At 71.8% G+C, this 15,895-nt stretch carries 14 protein-coding genes; 2 read left to right on the plus strand and 12 right to left on the minus strand.

The annotated features are described in order from the left end of the window. Positions 1-3 precede the first annotated feature (3 nt). The 12 genes from secD to pgsA form a co-directional block, all read right to left on the minus strand. Positions 4-1,779, minus strand: coding sequence for a protein translocase subunit SecD (gene secD / locus AB0K80_RS27375; RefSeq protein WP_365674081.1), 1,776 nt, complete (start codon positions 1,777-1,779; stop codon positions 4-6). 132 nt (positions 1,780-1,911) lie between these two features. Then, positions 1,912-2,412 (minus strand): preprotein translocase subunit YajC, encoded by a 501-nt coding sequence (gene yajC, locus AB0K80_RS27380; protein WP_365674083.1) that lies wholly within the window; start codon positions 2,410-2,412, stop codon positions 1,912-1,914. A 206-nt stretch (positions 2,413-2,618) separates the two neighbouring features. Continuing rightward, the gene (gene ruvB, locus AB0K80_RS27385; RefSeq protein WP_365674085.1) at positions 2,619-3,689 is read right to left on the minus strand and encodes a Holliday junction branch migration DNA helicase RuvB; all 1,071 of its coding nucleotides are present in this window, start codon (positions 3,687-3,689) and stop codon (positions 2,619-2,621) included. 31 nt (positions 3,690-3,720) lie between these two features. Beyond that, entirely contained in the window at positions 3,721-4,326 is a 606-nt protein-coding gene (gene ruvA / locus AB0K80_RS27390; RefSeq protein WP_365674087.1) for a Holliday junction branch migration protein RuvA, read from the minus strand. Next, entirely contained in the window at positions 4,323-4,862 is a 540-nt protein-coding gene (ruvC, locus tag AB0K80_RS27395; RefSeq protein ID WP_365674089.1) for a crossover junction endodeoxyribonuclease RuvC, read from the minus strand. The genes ruvA and ruvC overlap by 4 nt, the downstream gene beginning before the upstream one ends. A gap of 134 nt (positions 4,863-4,996) precedes the next feature. Beyond that, a complete protein-coding gene (locus AB0K80_RS27400; RefSeq protein WP_365674091.1) occupies positions 4,997-5,749 on the minus strand; it encodes a YebC/PmpR family DNA-binding transcriptional regulator in 753 nt (250 codons plus the stop codon). A 48-nt stretch (positions 5,750-5,797) separates the two neighbouring features. Next, positions 5,798-6,403 (minus strand): pyridoxal 5'-phosphate synthase glutaminase subunit PdxT, encoded by a 606-nt coding sequence (pdxT, locus tag AB0K80_RS27405; RefSeq protein WP_365674093.1) that lies wholly within the window; start codon positions 6,401-6,403, stop codon positions 5,798-5,800. A 13-nt stretch (positions 6,404-6,416) separates the two neighbouring features. Next, positions 6,417-7,322, minus strand: coding sequence for a pyridoxal 5'-phosphate synthase lyase subunit PdxS (gene pdxS / locus AB0K80_RS27410; protein ID WP_365674095.1), 906 nt, complete (start codon positions 7,320-7,322; stop codon positions 6,417-6,419). 128 nt (positions 7,323-7,450) lie between these two features. Beyond that, positions 7,451-7,993: a hypothetical protein gene (locus AB0K80_RS27415; RefSeq protein WP_365674097.1), complete on the minus strand. Its 543-nt coding sequence runs from the start codon at positions 7,991-7,993 to the stop codon at positions 7,451-7,453. A 636-nt stretch (positions 7,994-8,629) separates the two neighbouring features. Next, positions 8,630-9,793, minus strand: a complete 1,164-nt coding sequence (locus AB0K80_RS27420; RefSeq protein WP_365674099.1) for a glycosyltransferase family 4 protein — start codon at positions 9,791-9,793, stop codon at positions 8,630-8,632. Beyond that, positions 9,790-10,710 (minus strand): phosphatidylinositol mannoside acyltransferase, encoded by a 921-nt coding sequence (locus tag AB0K80_RS27425; protein ID WP_365674100.1) that lies wholly within the window; start codon positions 10,708-10,710, stop codon positions 9,790-9,792. Before AB0K80_RS27425 ends, AB0K80_RS27420 begins: the two co-directional genes overlap by 4 nt. Beyond that, entirely contained in the window at positions 10,707-11,498 is a 792-nt protein-coding gene (gene pgsA / locus AB0K80_RS27430; protein WP_365674102.1) for a phosphatidylinositol phosphate synthase, read from the minus strand. Before pgsA ends, AB0K80_RS27425 begins: the two co-directional genes overlap by 4 nt. A 322-nt stretch (positions 11,499-11,820) precedes the next feature. Between pgsA and AB0K80_RS27435 the strand changes: the two genes are divergently transcribed. Together AB0K80_RS27435 and AB0K80_RS27440 are read left to right on the plus strand one after the other, a co-directional pair. Next, positions 11,821-14,022 carry an elongation factor G-like protein EF-G2 gene (locus AB0K80_RS27435; protein WP_365674104.1) on the plus strand — a complete coding sequence of 734 codons (2,202 nt, stop codon included), beginning with the start codon at positions 11,821-11,823 and terminating at the stop codon, positions 14,020-14,022. Positions 14,023-14,227: 205 nt separating this feature from the next. Continuing rightward, positions 14,228-15,895, plus strand: coding sequence for a hypothetical protein (locus AB0K80_RS27440; protein ID WP_365674106.1), 1,668 nt, complete (start codon positions 14,228-14,230; stop codon positions 15,893-15,895).

A 15,895-nucleotide genomic window follows, 5' to 3' on the forward strand; every position in this document is an offset into this window, starting at 1 on the left:
CGCTCACGCCTCCTTCGTCTCGACGGGGCCAGCGGGACGGCGGGTGCGGCGCAGCGGCGGCTTGGCACCCAGGCTCTTCGGGTCGAGGCCGGACCACTTGTGGCCGCTCGCGAAGAACGTGCGGCGGGCCAGCAGGGTCAGCAGCGGCTTGGTGAAGAGGAACACGACCACCACGTCGAGCAGGGTGGTCAGGCCGAGCGTGAACGCGAAGCCCTGGACCTTGCCGACGGTGACGATGAAGAGCACTGCGGCGGCGAGGAACGACACGAAGTCGGAGACCAGGATGGTGCGCCGGGCGCGCGGCCAGGCCCGCTCGACGGCGGGGCGCAGGGTGCGGCCCTCGCGGATCTCGTCGCGGACGCGCTCGAAGTACACGATGAACGAGTCCGCCGTGATGCCGATGGCGACGATGGCACCGCACACGGCCGGCAGGTTCAGCGCGAAGCCGATGGTCGGGCCGAGCAACGACATGATCACGTACGTCAGGGCGGCGGAGACCACCAGCGAGGCGACGGCGACGATCGACAGGCCGCGGTAGTAGAGCAGCAGGTAGAGCACGACCAGGGCGAGACCGATGGCGCCGGCGATCAGGCCGGCGTGCAGCTGCTCACCGCCGAGCGCGGCGGTGACGGTGGTGACGCTGGACTCCTTGAAGGTCAGCGGCAGGGCACCGTAGGACAGCATGTTGGCGAGGCTCTGGGCCGACTCCTGGTTGAAGTTCCCGGAGATCTCCGCGTTGCCGCCGGTCAGGGCCTGGCTGACGTACGGGTCGGAGACGACCTTGCCGTCCAGGACGATCGCGAACTGGTTCTGCGGGGACTGGTTCTTGGCCAGCTTGCCGGTGATGTCGGCGAACTTCTTGGAGCCCTTGTCCGTGAAGTCCATCTGGACGGTCCAGCCGGCGCCGGACTGCGTGTTGATGACCGCCTGGGCCTTCTTCACGTCCGTGCCGTCGACCGCGGCGGGGCCGAGGATGTACTTCTGCCACTGGCCCTGGGAGTTCTGGCCGCAGGCCACGGTGGAGTCGGTGGGCTTGGCACCGCGGCCGGCCTTGGCGCGGACCTTCTTGTCGGCGCAGTCGAGCGCGGCGTACTGCGCCTGGAGCTTGCTGTCGGCCTGGCCGGTGGTGCCGCCGGTGGCGGACGGGGACGGGCTGGCCTTGGCGCTGCCCGAGGCGCTCGCGGACGGCGTGGCGTCGGCCTTCAGGCCGTCGGTGACCGCGCGGCCCTGCGTGGTGGCGCTCGCCGAGGGGCTGGCGGACGCGGACGGGGAGGCCTTGTCGGTGGCCTTGTCCTTGTCGGTGGCCTTGTCGGTCGCCTTGCCCGAGGGGCTGCCGGAGGCGCTCGGAGAGGTGCCGGGCGCCGGGCCGCCGGAGAGCTCGGTGGCGATGACCGGACGGAAGTAGAGCTTCGCGGTGGTACCGACCTGATCCCGGGCCTGCTTGGAGTTCGTGCCCTTGGGGATGTTGACGATGATGTTCTCGCGGCCCTGCGTCTGGACCTCGGCCTCCGAGACACCCAGACCATTGACGCGGTTGTTCATGATCTCAACCGCGGTGTCCATGTTGGTCTTGTTGATCGCGGACTCGTTGCCGTCCTCGGGGATCGCCGTGAGCGTGATGCTGGTCCCGCCGGCGAGGTCGATGCCGAGACGCGGCGTGGTGTGTCCGGAGGCGAACATTCCCCCGGTGAGCGCCGCGATGGCGATCAGGATCAGGGCCAGCGAGCGCCCCGGCTTGCTCTGGGCGCTCGCGTTCCGGCCCCTTTTAGGTGCTGCCACCTTCTCGTACTCCCTCTCGGGCCGCCTCGCGCCGGGTCAGGGAGCGGGCGGCCATGACATGGTGTCGGGATCCCGTGCGTTCCGCGCATGTCCGAGGGCGCGCGGGCACCGCCCGCGCGCCCTGGTACACGGCTACTTCGCCTCGGAGTCGCCGTCGGTCTTCTTCGGCTGTTCCGTCTTCGCCTCGTCGGCCACGGCGTCGTCGGCCGGCTCGTCGGCGACGTCCTTCTTGCCGAGGTCGACGGGCTTGTCGTCGGAGGCGGCGGCAGCGTCGGCGGCGGGCTCGTCGGTCTCGGTGAGGGAGGAGGCGTCGTCCGGCACGAGGTCGGCGTCGGACTTCAGGTCGTGCTCGATGCCGTGGACGATGCGGTTGTACTCGTCATCGGTGAGAACGGCGCCGATCGAGTTCTTGGCGAAGAGGAGCTCGACGCCCGGACCGGCGTCGAGAAGGACCGTGTCCTCGTTGACCTCCTTGACCGTGGCATACATGCCCCCGATGGTGCGGACGCCGGAACCGGGCTGCATCTGGTTCCGCATCTCGATGGCCTGCTGCTGCTTCTTCTTGGCCGACCGGGTCATCAGGAACATGGCCCCGATGAGCACGATGAACGGGAGGAGGGTCACGAGACTCACGGGTCGGTACTTCCTTCACACGACCGCGATGGTGAGCGGCCTGACGGGTTGGGGGTGTGCGCCGCCGACAAGGCGGCATCGGCGGAGTCTAAGCGAGTCCGCGCGCAGGGAACAACGTTCAGCATCGCACCGTGGTTCCTGCTCCGGCCAGTGAGCTCGCCGTTGATACGCCCTCACGACTCGTTTCATGCGCCGTGCCGGTGCCCTCACGTCCCGAACAGGTCCTGTTGTCCGTTTCCGGCGGCCTGCGAGCGGGGCGGCGTGAGGCCGAGATGCGCCCATGCGGCGGGGGTGGCGACCCGGCCGCGCGGGGTTCGGGCGAGCAGGCCCTCCCGTACGAGGAAGGGCTCGGCGACCTCCTCGACGGTCTCGCGCTCCTCCCCCACCGCGACCGCCAGGGTCGACAGGCCGACCGGGCCGCCGCCGAACAGCTTGAGCAGGGCCTCGAGGACGGCCCGGTCGAGGCGGTCCAGGCCCCGGGCGTCGACCTCGTAGACCGCGAGGGCCGCCGCGGCGATGTCGCGCGTGATGACGCCGTCCGCCTTGACCTGCGCGTAGTCCCGGACGCGCCTGAGCAGCCGGTTGGCGATCCGGGGCGTGCCCCGGGAGCGGCCCGCGATCTCGGCGGCGCCGTCCGGCTCGATCTCGACGTCCAGGAGGTGGGCCGAGCGGTGGATGACCCGCTCCAGTTCGGCCGGCTCGTAGAACTCCATGTGCGCGGTGAAGCCGAAGCGGTCGCGCAGCGGGGGCGGCAGCAGGCCCGCGCGGGTGGTGGCGCCGACCAGGGTGAACGGCGGGAGTTCCAGCGGGATGGCGGTGGCGCCCGGGCCCTTGCCGACGATGACGTCGACGCGGAAGTCCTCCATCGCCATGTACAGCATCTCCTCGGCGGGCCGGGACATGCGGTGGATCTCGTCGAGGAAGAGGACCTCGCCCTCCTGGAGGGAGGACAGGATCGCCGCGAGGTCCCCGGCGTGCTGGATGGCGGGGCCGGAGGTGATGCGGATGGGGGCGCCCATCTCCGCCGCGATGATCATCGACAGGGTGGTCTTGCCGAGGCCGGGCGCGCCGGACAGCAGGACGTGGTCGGCGGTGGCGCCCCGCGCGCGTGCGGCGCGCAGGACGAGGTCGAGCTGTTCGCGGACCTTCTCCTGGCCGATGAACTCGTCCAGGTCCTTGGGGCGCAGGGCGGCCTCGACGGCCTGGTCCTCGCGGTCGGCGGACGCACCGACGAGCCGCTCGGGGGCGGGAGTGCCGGTCGTGTCGTCCCAGTTCATGTGGATGCCTCGGAAAGTGGAAGGGCGTGGTTCAGCGGGCGCGGTTCAGGGTCTGCAGGGCCGCCTTCAGCAGCTGTCCCACCTGGGGTGTGCCCTCGGCGGCCTCGGCCTGCGGGGCGACGGCGGCGACGGCCTCGTCCGCCTCGCGGGTCGCGTACCCGAGGCCGATCAGGGCGGCGTGCAGCTGGTCGCGCCAGCCGGTGCTGACCGGGGCGCCGATGGCGGGTGCGCCGACGGGTTCGCCGAGGCGGTCCTTCAGCTCCAGCAGCAGCTTCTGGGCGCCCTTCTTGCCGATGCCGGGGACGGCCGTGAGCGCCTTCTCGTCGCCGGTGGCCACCGCGCGGCGCAGGGCGTCGGGGGTGTGCACGGCGAGCATCGCCTGCGCCAGTCGCGGTCCGACCCCGCTCGCCGTCTGGAGCAGCTCGAACACCTGGCGTTCGTCGTCGTCCGCGAAGCCGTACAGCGTGAGGGAGTCCTCGCGGACGACGAGGGAGGTGTGCAGCTTGGCCGGCTGGCCGACGCGCAGCGTGGAGAGCGTGTTCGGCGTGCACTGGACGGCCATGCCGACGCCGCCGACCTCGACGACCGCGGCGTCGGGTGCGAGCGCGGCGACCGTGCCGCTGACGAAGGCGATCATGCCGTACGGCCTTTCGGTGCGTGGGCGGTGTGCAGGGCGACGGCCTGCTGGAGGCGGTTGTGGGCGGGGGCGCGCCAGATGTGGCAGATGGCCAGGGCCAGGGCGTCGGCGGCGTCGGCGGGCTTCGGGGGCGCGCTGAGCCGGAGCAGCCGGGTGACCATGGCGCCGACCTGTGCCTTCTCCGCGCGGCCGCTGCCGGTGACGGCGGCCTTGACCTCGCTGGGGGTGTGCAGGGCGACGGGGATGCCGCGGCGCGCGGCGCACAGCATGGCGACTGCGCTGGCCTGGGCGGTGCCCATCACCGTACGCACGTTGTGCTGGCTGAAGACGCGCTCCACGGCGACGTACTCCGGCCGGTGCTCGTCCAGCCACTGCTCCAGGCCCTGCTCGATGGCGACGAGACGGTGGCCGAGCTCGGCGTCCGGCGGTGTGCGGACCACGCCGACGCCGAGCATGGTGAGCGGCCGGCCCGCCATCCCCTCGACGACGCCGACACCGCACCGTGTCAGGCCCGGGTCCACCCCCAGTACGCGCACGCGTCCCTCCCTGTCGATCGCCTGTTTGGGCAGGCTATCGGGTGCCACCGACAACGCCCCGCCCCCACGCCCGGCAAAGCGACGGGCCGACGGGGGTGTCCCGTCGGCCCGGTGAGCCTGTGGAGCCGGCGGCGTTACGCGCCGACCTTCTCCATGATCTCGTCGCTGACGTCGAAGTTGGCGAAGACGTTCTGCACGTCGTCGCTGTCCTCCAGGGCGTCGATCAGCTTGAAGATCTTCTTGGCGCCCTCCTCGTCCAGCTCGACCTGCATGGTCGGGACGAAGTTGGCGTCGGCGGACTCGTAGTCGATGCCCGCGTCCTGCAGGGCGGTGCGCACCGCGACCAGGTCGGAGGGCTCGCTGATGACCTCGAAGGTCTCGCCGAGGTCGTTGACCTCCTCGGCGCCCGCGTCCAGGACGGCCGCGAGGACGTCGTCCTCGGTGAGCTCGCCCTTGGGGACGATCACGACGCCCTTGCGGTTGAACAGGTACGACACCGAGCCCGGGTCGGCCATGGAGCCGCCGTTGCGGGTCATGGCGACGCGGACCTCGGAGGCGGCGCGGTTGCGGTTGTCGGTGAGGCACTCGATGAGCACGGCCACGCCGTTCGGGCCGTAGCCCTCGTACATGATCGTCTCGTAGTCGGCGCCGCCGGCCTCCAGGCCCGCGCCGCGCTTGACCGCGGAGTCGATGTTCTTGTTCGGGACCGAGCTCTTCTTCGCCTTCTGGATGGCGTCGTAGAGCGTCGGGTTGCCGTCGGGGTCAGGGCCGCCCATCCGGGCCGCGACCTCGATGTTCTTGATCAGCTTCGCGAAGAGCTTGCCGCGCTTGGCATCGATGACGGCCTTCTTGTGCTTCGTCGTGGCCCATTTAGAGTGGCCGGACATCTGCCTGTCTCCTTCGCGTTACCCAACTCTCTACGAACGCCTGAGATCCTACAAGGCCCGCACGGCCCGGGCGGCGCGCACCATGTCGACGAACAGGGCGTGCACGCGGTGGTCGCCGGTCAGTTCCGGGTGGAACGACGTGGCCAGCGCGTTGCCCTGGCGGACCGCGACGATGTGGCCGTCGTGCTCGGCGAGCACCTCGGCCCCGGCTCCGACGGACTCCACCCAGGGGGCGCGGATGAAGACGCCCTCCACGGGGTCGCCCTCGATGCCCTTGACGTCGAGGGCCGCCTCGAAGGACTCGTTCTGCCGGCCGAAGGCGTTGCGGCGCACGATCATGTCGATGCCGCCGACCGTCTCCTGGCCCGAGCGCGGGTCGAGGATCTTGTCGGCGAGCATGATCATGCCGGCGCAGGTGCCGTAGACGGGCATGCCGTCGCGCACGCGTGCGCGCAGCGGCTCCATCAGGCCGAACAGGATGGCCAGCTTGGAGATGGTGGTGGACTCGCCGCCGGGCAGCACCAGGCCGTCGACCTCGGCGAGTTCCTCGGGGCGCCGCACCGGCCTGGCCACGGCGTCGGCCGCGGCCAGGGCGATGAGGTGCTCCCGTACGTCGCCCTGGAGGGCCAGGACGCCTATGACGGGGGTGTTCATGTGTTCCAGTGCCTTACCAGCCGCGGGTGGCGTAGCGCTCGGACTCGGGGAGGGTGTCGCAGTTGATGCCGACCATGGCCTCGCCGAGGTTGCGGGACGCGTCCGCGATGATCTTCGGGTCGTCGTAGAAGGTGGTGGCCTTGACGATGGCGGCGGCGCGCTTGGCCGGGTCGCCGGACTTGAAGATGCCGGAGCCGACGAAGACGCCCTCGGCGCCGAGCTGGCGCATCAGGGCCGCGTCGGCCGGGGTGGCCACGCCGCCGGCGGAGAAGAGGACCACCGGGAGCTTGCCGAGCTCGGCGACCTCCTTGACGAGCTCGTAGGGGGCGCGCAGCTCCTTGGCGGCGGCGTACAGCTCGTGGTTGTCGTAGCCGCGCAGGCGGGCGATCTCGTTCTTGATCTGGCGCAGGTGGCGCACGGCCTCGACGACGTTTCCGGTGCCGGCCTCGCCCTTGGAGCGGATCATCGCGGCGCCCTCGGCGATGCGGCGCAGGGCCTCGCCCAGGTTGGTGGCGCCGCAGACGAAGGGGGTGGTGAACGCCCACTTGTCGGAGTGGTTGACCTCGTCGGCCGGGGTGAGGACCTCGGACTCGTCGATGTAGTCGACGCCGAGGGCCTGGAGGACCTGGGCCTCGACGAAGTGGCCGATGCGGGCCTTGGCCATGACCGGGATGGAGACGGCGTTGATGATGCTCTCGATCATGTCCGGGTCGGACATCCGGGCCACGCCGCCGTCCTTGCGGATGTCGGCCGGGACCCGCTCCAGGGCCATGACGGCGACGGCGCCCGCGTCCTCGGCGATCTTCGCCTGCTCCGGCGTGACGACGTCCATGATCACGCCGCCCTTGAGCTGCTCGGCCATGCCGCGCTTCACACGGGCGGTGCCGGTCTCGGGAGCCTGGTTCTCGGTGATGGACACGGGTTGACCTCACTGATGGGTGAAGAGGGTTTCCTGCAGCACTGAGGAAACGCGAGTGGACCAGGCCACAGCAAGGGCCAATGACAAGCCGGTGGATCCTTTTCGGGCCGCTGTCCGCGAAGCGCCTGCTAGGCGGCTCGCTCCAGCAGTGCGGCCGGGGGCTCGTCGTCCATCTCGAAGGCCATCGGGAACGGGGCGTGACCGGCCAGCCGGAACCAGCGGACCTTGCGGTGCCGGCGCAGCGCCCGGGCCGCGCGGACGGCGTCGTTGTGGAAGCGCCGGGCCATGGGCACCCTGCGGACGGCCTCGCTCAGCTCCCGGGCGGCCTCCTCTCCCCCGGGCGCCTCCTTCACCGCCTCCACCTGCGCGGGCTCGGCGAAGACGGCCCGCAGGGCCTGGCTGAGCTCGCTCTCGGCGACCTCCCGCTGCTCCTCCTCGGCCTGCCGGGCGGCGTGCGCGGCCTCGTAGAGCACGATCGAGGCGGCCGGGTCGAGCACTCCCGAGGTGGCCAGCTCCTGGGCCACGGAGGCGCGGCGCACCAGCTGGGCGTCGAGTGCGGCGCGCGCGGCGTCGATACGGGCGTGCAGCCGGTCCAGCCGGCCGGCCGTCCAGCTCAGGTACAGGCCGATCGCGACCAGGGCGACGAGGATCCAGATGAGGGTTGCGGTCACGGGCGGCAAGACTAACGGGGCCGGACCGCGTCCCCGCGTGCGGTGCCGGGCTCCCGCCCGGGGCCTCGGCTGTCGCCAGCAGGCGGCGGGACGGGGTCCCGGTTTTCGGCGGTCGGCCGCAGGACCGCGCCCTTGCTCACGGCAACCGGCCGCGGCACGGTGTCCCAGTCCTCGGCAACCGGCCGCGGCACGGTGTCCCAGTCCTCGGCAGCGGGCCACGGGAACGCGCCCCCGCCCTCGCCAACCGGCCGCAGCACGGCGTCCCCGATACCGGCAGCGGGCCCCGGGACCGCACCCCGGCTCTCGGCAACCGGCCGCAGCACGGCACCCCAGCCCTCGGCAGCAGGCGTCGGGACCGCGCCCCAGCCCCCCCGACAGCACGCCCCGGCACAGCGCCTCCGCTGTCGGCAACCGGCCGCAGGAACACTCCCGGCCCTCGGCGGCACGCCCCGGGACCGCACCCCAGCCCTCGGCAGCAGGCGTCGGGACGGCGTCCCGACTGTCGGCAGCGGGCCGCAGGCCCGACCCCGCCCTCGACAGCACGCCCCGGGACGGCGCCCCCGCTGCTGACAGCAGACCCCGGCACAGCGTCCCGACTGCCCGCAGCAAACAACAGGCCCCCGCAGCCGTACGTGATCAGTCGCGGGCCAGCCCGAACCGTGCCCACAGGCCCGTGGTGCGCTCGTCCGCGGCCACCGCCGCCGCGCCCGCCGTCACGGTCTCGTAGACGGACAGGATGTCCGCGCCGACGGTCGACCAGTCGAAGCGCCGGACATGGGCGCTGCCCCGCTCCCGCAGCTCCGCGCGCCGGACCGGGTTCTCCAGCAGCTTCACGGCCGCCTCGGCCAGCGCGTCCGCGTCCTCGTTGGGGAACAGCTCCCCCGCCGCCCCCTGGTCGAGGACCTGCGCGAAGGCGTCCAGGTCGGAGGCGAGGACGGGGGCGCCCGCGGACATGGCCTCGACGAGGATGATCCCGAAGCTCTCGCCCCCGGTGTTGGGAGCGACGTACAGGTCGACGCTGCGCAGGAAGCGGGCCTTGTCCTCGTCGCTGATCATGCCGAGGAACTCCACGCGGGAGCGCAGCTCCTTCGGCAGGCTCGCCACGGCCTCCTCCTCGTCGCCGCGCCCGGCGACCAGCAGCCGGGTCTGCGGACGGGCGGCCAGGATCTTCGGCAGGGCCTTCATCAGGACCGGCAGGCCCTTGCGGGGCTCGTCGATGCGCCCGATGAAGCCGATCGTGTCGCCCTGCCACTCCGGCCTGGGCTCGGCCCGGGCGAAGAAGTCGACGTCGACGCCGTTGGGGATGACCACCGCGTCCCCGCCGAGGTGCTCGACGAGGGTGCGGCGGGCGTACTCGCTCACGGCGATCCGGGCGCTGATCTTCTCCAGGGCGGCCTGGAGGATCGCGTACGCGGCGATCATGGCCCGGGAGCGCGGGTTGGAGGTGTGGAAGGTGGCGACGATCGGCCCCTGCGCGGCCCAGCAGGTGAGCAGGCCCAGCGAGGGCGAGGCCGGTTCGTGGATGTGGATGACGTCGAAGGCGCCGTCGTGCAGCCAGCGGCGGACCCGGGCGGCGCTGAGGAAGCCGAAGTTCAGGCGGGCCACCGAGCCGTTGTACGGCACCGGCACCGCACGGCCTGCCGAGACGACGTACGGCGGCAGCGGGGTGTCGTCGTCGGCGGGGGCCAGGACTGAGACCTCGTGGCCGAGCCGGAGGAAGTACTCGGCGAGGTCGCGGATGTGGAACTGGACGCCGCCCGGTACGTCCCAGGAGTACGGGCAGACGATGCCGATTCTCACGCGGTCCCCTTCTCGGCAGACTTCGCGGGATCAAGGTCCTTGAGCCACAGCCGCTGCAGCATGTGCCAGTCCTCCGGGTGTTCGGCGATACCCGAGGCGAAGGCGTCGGCCAGCGCCTGTGTCATGACAGACGTCTTCTCGGCGCGGGTGCCTGACTCGGGAACCTCGACGGGCGGGTGGACGCGGCCCCGCATGACGGGCGTCGCGTCGTACCAGAGGGTGACGGGCAGCAGCACGGCCCCGGTCTGCTGGGCGAGCAGGGCCGGTCCGGCCGGCATCCGGGCGGTCTCGCCGAAGAACTCGACCTCGACGCCGGAGGCGGACAGGTCCCGGTCGGCGACCAGGCAGATCAGGCCTCCGGAGCGCAGCCGGCGGGCCAGTATGCCGAAGGCGGCGCCCCCGTTGTGCGGCAGGACCTCCATGCCGAGGCCCTCGCGGTAGGCCACGAAACGGTCGTAGAGGGTCTCGGGCTTGAGCCGCTCGGCGACCGTCGTGAACGGGATGCCGAGCTGGGTGGTGACCCAGGCACCGGCGAGGTCCCAGTTGGCCAGGTGCGGCAGGGCGAGGATGACGCCCTTGCCCGCGGCCATGCCCTCGGTCAGGTGGTGCAGGTCCTTGGCTTCGAAGGCCGCCTTGATGCGCTGGGGACTCCAGGCGGGGAGCCGGAAGGACTCCATCCAGTACCGCAGGTACGACCGCATGCCCGCGCGCGACAGCTCCGCCAGCCGCTCGGGGCTCGCGTCGGGCACCACGCGCGCGTAGTTGCTCTCGAGCCGCTGTACGCCCTTGCCGCGCTGTTTCCAGGCGAGGTCGGCGAGGGTGCGGCCGAGCCGTACGGCGACCGGCTCGGGCAGCTTCTTGACGGTGCTCCAGCCGAGGCGGTACAGCCCGTCGACGAGGCGGTCCTGGGGGCTCACTTGGCTGCCTCGCTCCCCTGGGAGGCGTTCTCCTGCTCGGAGGAGTCCTCCTGCCCGGCGTCCTGCGCGGCGGCCTTCGCCTCCGCTTCCGCCTTGGCCTCCGCCTCCGCCTCCGCCGACTCCCGGCGGACGGTGACGACCCGCTGGATCAGCGTGACGAGGCTGCCGACGGCGACCATCCACAGGGCGATCGGCAGCAGGACGTGGATGCCGGGGACGCCGAAGGTGTCGAAGCCCGCGAGTCCGGCCGCGACCAGCGAGACCACCAGCCGCTCGGCCCGCTCCACGAGCCCGTTCACGGCGACCGGCAGGCCGATCGACTCGCCGCGGGCCTTGGTGTACGACACGACCTGGCCGCTGGCCAGGCAGAAGATCGACACCGCGCACAGGACGTTGTCGTGCCCGTGGCCCGCGTACCACAGGGCGAACCCGCCGAAGATCGCGCCGTCGGCGACCCGGTCGAGGGTGGAGTCCAGGAAGGCGCCCCAGCGGCTGGAGCGGCCCAGCTGGCGGGCCATGTTGCCGTCGACGAGGTCGGAGAACACGAACAGCGTGATCACGACCGTGCCCCAGAAGAACTCTCCCCGGGGGTAGAAGACCAGCGCGCCCGCGACGACACCGGCGGTGCCGATGAGCGTGACCGTGTCGGGGCTGACGCCCCGCCGGATGAGAAACGCGGCGAACGGTGTGAGGACACGCGTGAAGAATGCACGCGCGTACTTGTTCAGCATGGCCTTCCCGAGGGTCGGTGTCGCCGGACGGCCCCTGCTGACCACCGGCTGGCCCATCGTAGCCAGGCACGTGTGCGCACGGCGGGCGGGCGCCCGTAGAGCCGGCCAGGGCCGGCCGCCCCGGCCCGTGCACGCCGCGCGGGGCCGCCTTCACCGGCCAAGGGGCGGGAGGCGGGGGGCGGTCCGGCGGACCCGGGCGGCGGGCCCGGTGCCTCCTCCCCCGCGGCCGGGGCCGCGGCGCGATCGCGTCGTTCGTATGGACGCACCGTGACGGGAGTGGAAAGCTCGAATCAACCGCGGGCGTCGCCGGAGCCGCCCAGCACGCGGCCCCCGCGTGTCCGCGCCCACAGTGACCTCACCGTGCACGGGAGGCAGGACCATGGGCGACAAGGCACAGACCCACCCCGGAGCCGCCGGCAGGGCACAGGCGGCCGACCACCCCCAGTCCGTACGGAATGTGGTGCTGGTCGGCCACTCCGGTTCGGGCAAGACGACTCTGGTGGAGGCTCTCGCCCTCACGGCGGGAGCGATCAACCGGGCGGGCCGCGTGGAGGACGGCGGCACCGTCTCCGACCACGACGAGATCGAACACCGGCAGCAACGCTCCGTACAGCTCTCCCTGGTGCCCGTCACATGGGACGGCATCAAGATCAACCTGCTGGACACCCCCGGATACGCCGACTTCGTCGGTGAGCTCAGGGCCGGTCTGCGCGCGGCGGACGCGGCCCTCTTCGTCGTCTCGGCCTCCGACGGCGTGGACGGCTCCACCCGCATGGTGTGGGACGAGTGCGCCGCCGTCGGCATGCCCCGGGCCATCGTCATCACCCACCTGGAGGCCGCCCGGGCGGACTTCGAGGAGATGACCAGGATCTGCGCGGAGGCCTTCGGCAAGGACGACCCCGACGCCGTACTGCCCCTCTACCTGCCGCTGCACGGCCCGCAGGCGGCCGACGGGCACGCGCCCGTGACCGGCCTGATCGGGCTGCTGTCGCAGAAGCTGTTCGACTACTCGACCGGCGAGCGCAAGGAGTCGGAGCCCGGCGAGGACCAGCTGCCGCTGATCGAGGAGGCCCGCAACCGCCTCATCGAGGGGATCATCTCGGAGAGCGAGGACGAGACCCTCATGGACCGCTACCTCGGCGGCGAGCAGGTCGACGTCAAGACGCTCGTCCAGGACCTGGAGCGGGCCGTCGCGCGCGGCGTCTTCTTCCCCGTCCTGGCCGCGGCCCCCGCGGCCGAGGGCGCCCGCGAGGGGCTCGGCACCGTGGAGCTGCTGGAGCTGATCACCCGCGGCTTCCCGACACCGCTGGAGCGGGAGCAGCCCCGCGTGACCACGATCGACGGCAAGCCGCGCGAACTGAACCCGTGCGACCCGGACGCCCCGCTGGTCGCCGAGGTCGTGAAGACCTCCTCCGACCCCTACGTCGGACGGCTCTCGCTGGTGCGCGTGTTCTCCGGCACCCTGCGCGCCGACCAGACCGTGCACGTCTCGGGGCACGGGCTGGCCGACCGGGGCCACGAGGACCACGACGTGGACGAGCGGATCGGCGCCCTGTCCACACCGTTCGGCAAGCAGCAGCGGCCGGTGTCGCACGTCATCGCGGGCGACCTGGCGTGCGTGGCGAAGCTGAGCCGCGCCGAGACCGGGGACACCCTCTCCGGCAAGGACGAGCCGCTGCTCATGGAGCCGTGGGAGATGCCCGACCCGCTGCTGCCGCTGGCCATCCAGGCGCACAGCAAGCCGGACGAGGACAAGCTCTCCCAGGGCCTGGCCCGGCTGGTCGCCGAGGACCCGACGATGCGGCTGGAGCAGAACCAGGACACCCACCAGGTGGTCCTGTGGTGCCTGGGCGAGGCGCACGCGGACGTGGCCCTGGAGCGGCTGCGCAGCCGGTACGGCGTCCAGGTCGACGTCGTCCCGCACAAGGTGTCCCTGCGCGAGACGTTCGCGACGAAGGCCGCCGGGCGCGGACGGCACGTCAAACAGTCCGGCGGGCACGGGCAGTTCGCCATCTGCGAGATCGAGGTGGAGCCGCTGCCGGAGGGATCGGGCATCGAGTTCGTGGACAAGGTCGTCGGCGGCGCGGTGCCGCGGCAGTTCATCCCGTCGGTCGAGAAGGGCGTACGGGCCCAGGCCGCCAAGGGAGTTGCCGCCGGCTATCAGCTCGTCGACGTACGGGTCACGCTGCTGGACGGCAAGGCCCACTCGGTGGACTCCTCCGACGCCGCGTTCCAGACGGCCGGCGCGCTGGCGCTGCGGGAGGCCGCGGCCGACGCGCGGATCCACCTCCTGGAACCCGTGGCCGAGGTGAGCGTCCTGGTCGGCGACGACTACGTGGGCGCCGTGATGAGCGACCTGTCGGGGCGGCGCGGCCGGGTACAGGGCACCGAGCAGGCCCCGGGCGGCGGGCGCACCCTGATCCGGGCCGAGGTACCGGAGATCGAGATCGACCGGTACGCCGTCGACCTGCGGTCTCTGTCGCACGGCACCGCGCGCTTCAGCCGCAGGTACGTCCGGCACGAGCCGATGCCGCCGCAGATCGCGGAACGCGTGCGGGAAGAGGCCCGGAAAGCCTCGTAGTTCACCCGGCGCCGCACGCGGCGCGCGTCTGCGGAACGCTTCTTTCCGTTTCGGCGGGCGGCCTTGGCCGTCCGCCGACGTGTGCCGGTGTGTGCCGATACGCTGAAGGCCTGATCGAGATGACGACCGGATCAGACCGAAGACCTGATCAACAGGTGTGCGGAGCGCGGAAGTCGGGAAGGCCGCAGAAGCAGATGCGGCGGCAATGGGGGCGGCAGTGACGGACGGATTCGATTTCAGTCCCGGGGCCCAGGTGCCTTTGTCGGGTACGGCGGGACAGACGGCGGCGACCTACGCGCTGGCCGCGGCCGCGTACCGCGACGACGCGGTGACCAAGATCCTGGACGCCGACAACGAGTGGCACCAGTCGAAGGTCACCCCGCCGCGCTCCTGGGCGAAGATCTTCGCACCCAACTTCGGTGAGGCCTTCGCCCGCGCGGTGATCGACCGCATGCTGGGCGCCGGCCGCAAGCCGGTCATCCAGTCCTTCGGCATCGAGCCCCAGGTCGTGGTGGAGCACTGCCTGGCGGCCCACCGCATCCGCCGCGAGCGCGACAACTGGCTCACGGCGGTGACGGTGCTGTGCGGGGTGCTGTTCCTGCCGGGGTTCCTGGTGTGGCTGATGGTGTTCACGCTGCGCAGCCAGATGAGCAAGCGCGAGGACAAGCGCGCGGGCGCCCTGGCCACCACCCTGCTGGTCGCCGTGGGCGCGCTGGCGGTGCTCTTCCTGATCCGCATGCCGTTCACCGGGTTCTGGGGGTGGTACGCGCGCGCGGCGGTCGTCATGCCCGTGGTCGGCTGGTTCTGGGCGAAGCAGATCTGCGAACGCACCGCGCGGGACCTGCGGGACCGCTGGGCGGGTCTGCTGTCGGGCGGCGGGGTGGGCGCCAAGATCCCGGAGGCGGTGCCGGGCAACCCCGGCGACGCGGCCGAGCAGATCCGCAAGGAGCTGGCCCGGCTGAGCGCCGAGCAGCGCTCCAACTCGGTGTTCTACGCGGGCCCCAAGGGAATCCTGGGCATGGGCACCCGGTGGGGCAGCTGGCAACTGGCCGAGGAACTGGTCTCCGCCGAGCCGGGCAAGGAGTTCCACCCGTTCCGCAGCTGGGACGTCATCGTCGCGATCCAGGGCGGCCTGGCCATGCTGGAGCGCACGCCGATCAACACCGGCGGCTTCCCCAAGCCGACGATCACGCACTGGATCGTCACGCCCATCGGGGAGAACGCGAAAGAGGTGTCCCGCCCGAGCGGCACCGACGTGGACGCGTACACGGTCAAGACGCACGCCATACAGGAGATCTGCAACAAGCAGCAGTTCGGCAGCGGTGACCGGCACTACCTCGGCGTGCAGTGGACGCTCTGGGACGGCCACCTGGTGATCACCATGCTGATCACCGTGACCGTGCTGCACGAGACCCTGCGCATCGAGGTCACCGGCCACGCGCTCGGGCCGGTCCACCCCCTGTTCAACGAGAAGCCCGCGGCCAAGGAGAAGGAGGTCGCCAAGCCCTTCCGGTTCTGGGAGACCCGCACGGTCAAGCTGCCGCTGATCGAGACCGACGAGGTGGTACGGCTTGCCGCGCGCGCCCCGCTGACCTGGTACCCGCCGCTGCTGAACTGGCTCGGCGGCAGCCTGACGCTCCCCGAGCCGTTCGGTCTGCGGCACGCCTGGGCCGACCAGCCGTGGCGGCACCGGTTCATGGCCGACGACGCGTTGCGGGCGGCCACGCCGGTGCTGCGGGTGGTGCACGCGGCGGCGCTGAAGGTGCTCCGCGAGAACGGCGTCGACGTGGAGAAGTTCGGAGCGCGGTCGACGGTGCTCAGCGGCGCCGTGCAGGACGTGTCACCGAAGAAGGCCGACGTGTACGACGCGTAG

It is taken from the genome of Streptomyces sp. NPDC052682, from assembly GCF_040678435.1.
Classification (GTDB): Bacteria; Actinomycetota; Actinomycetes; order Streptomycetales; family Streptomycetaceae; genus Streptomyces.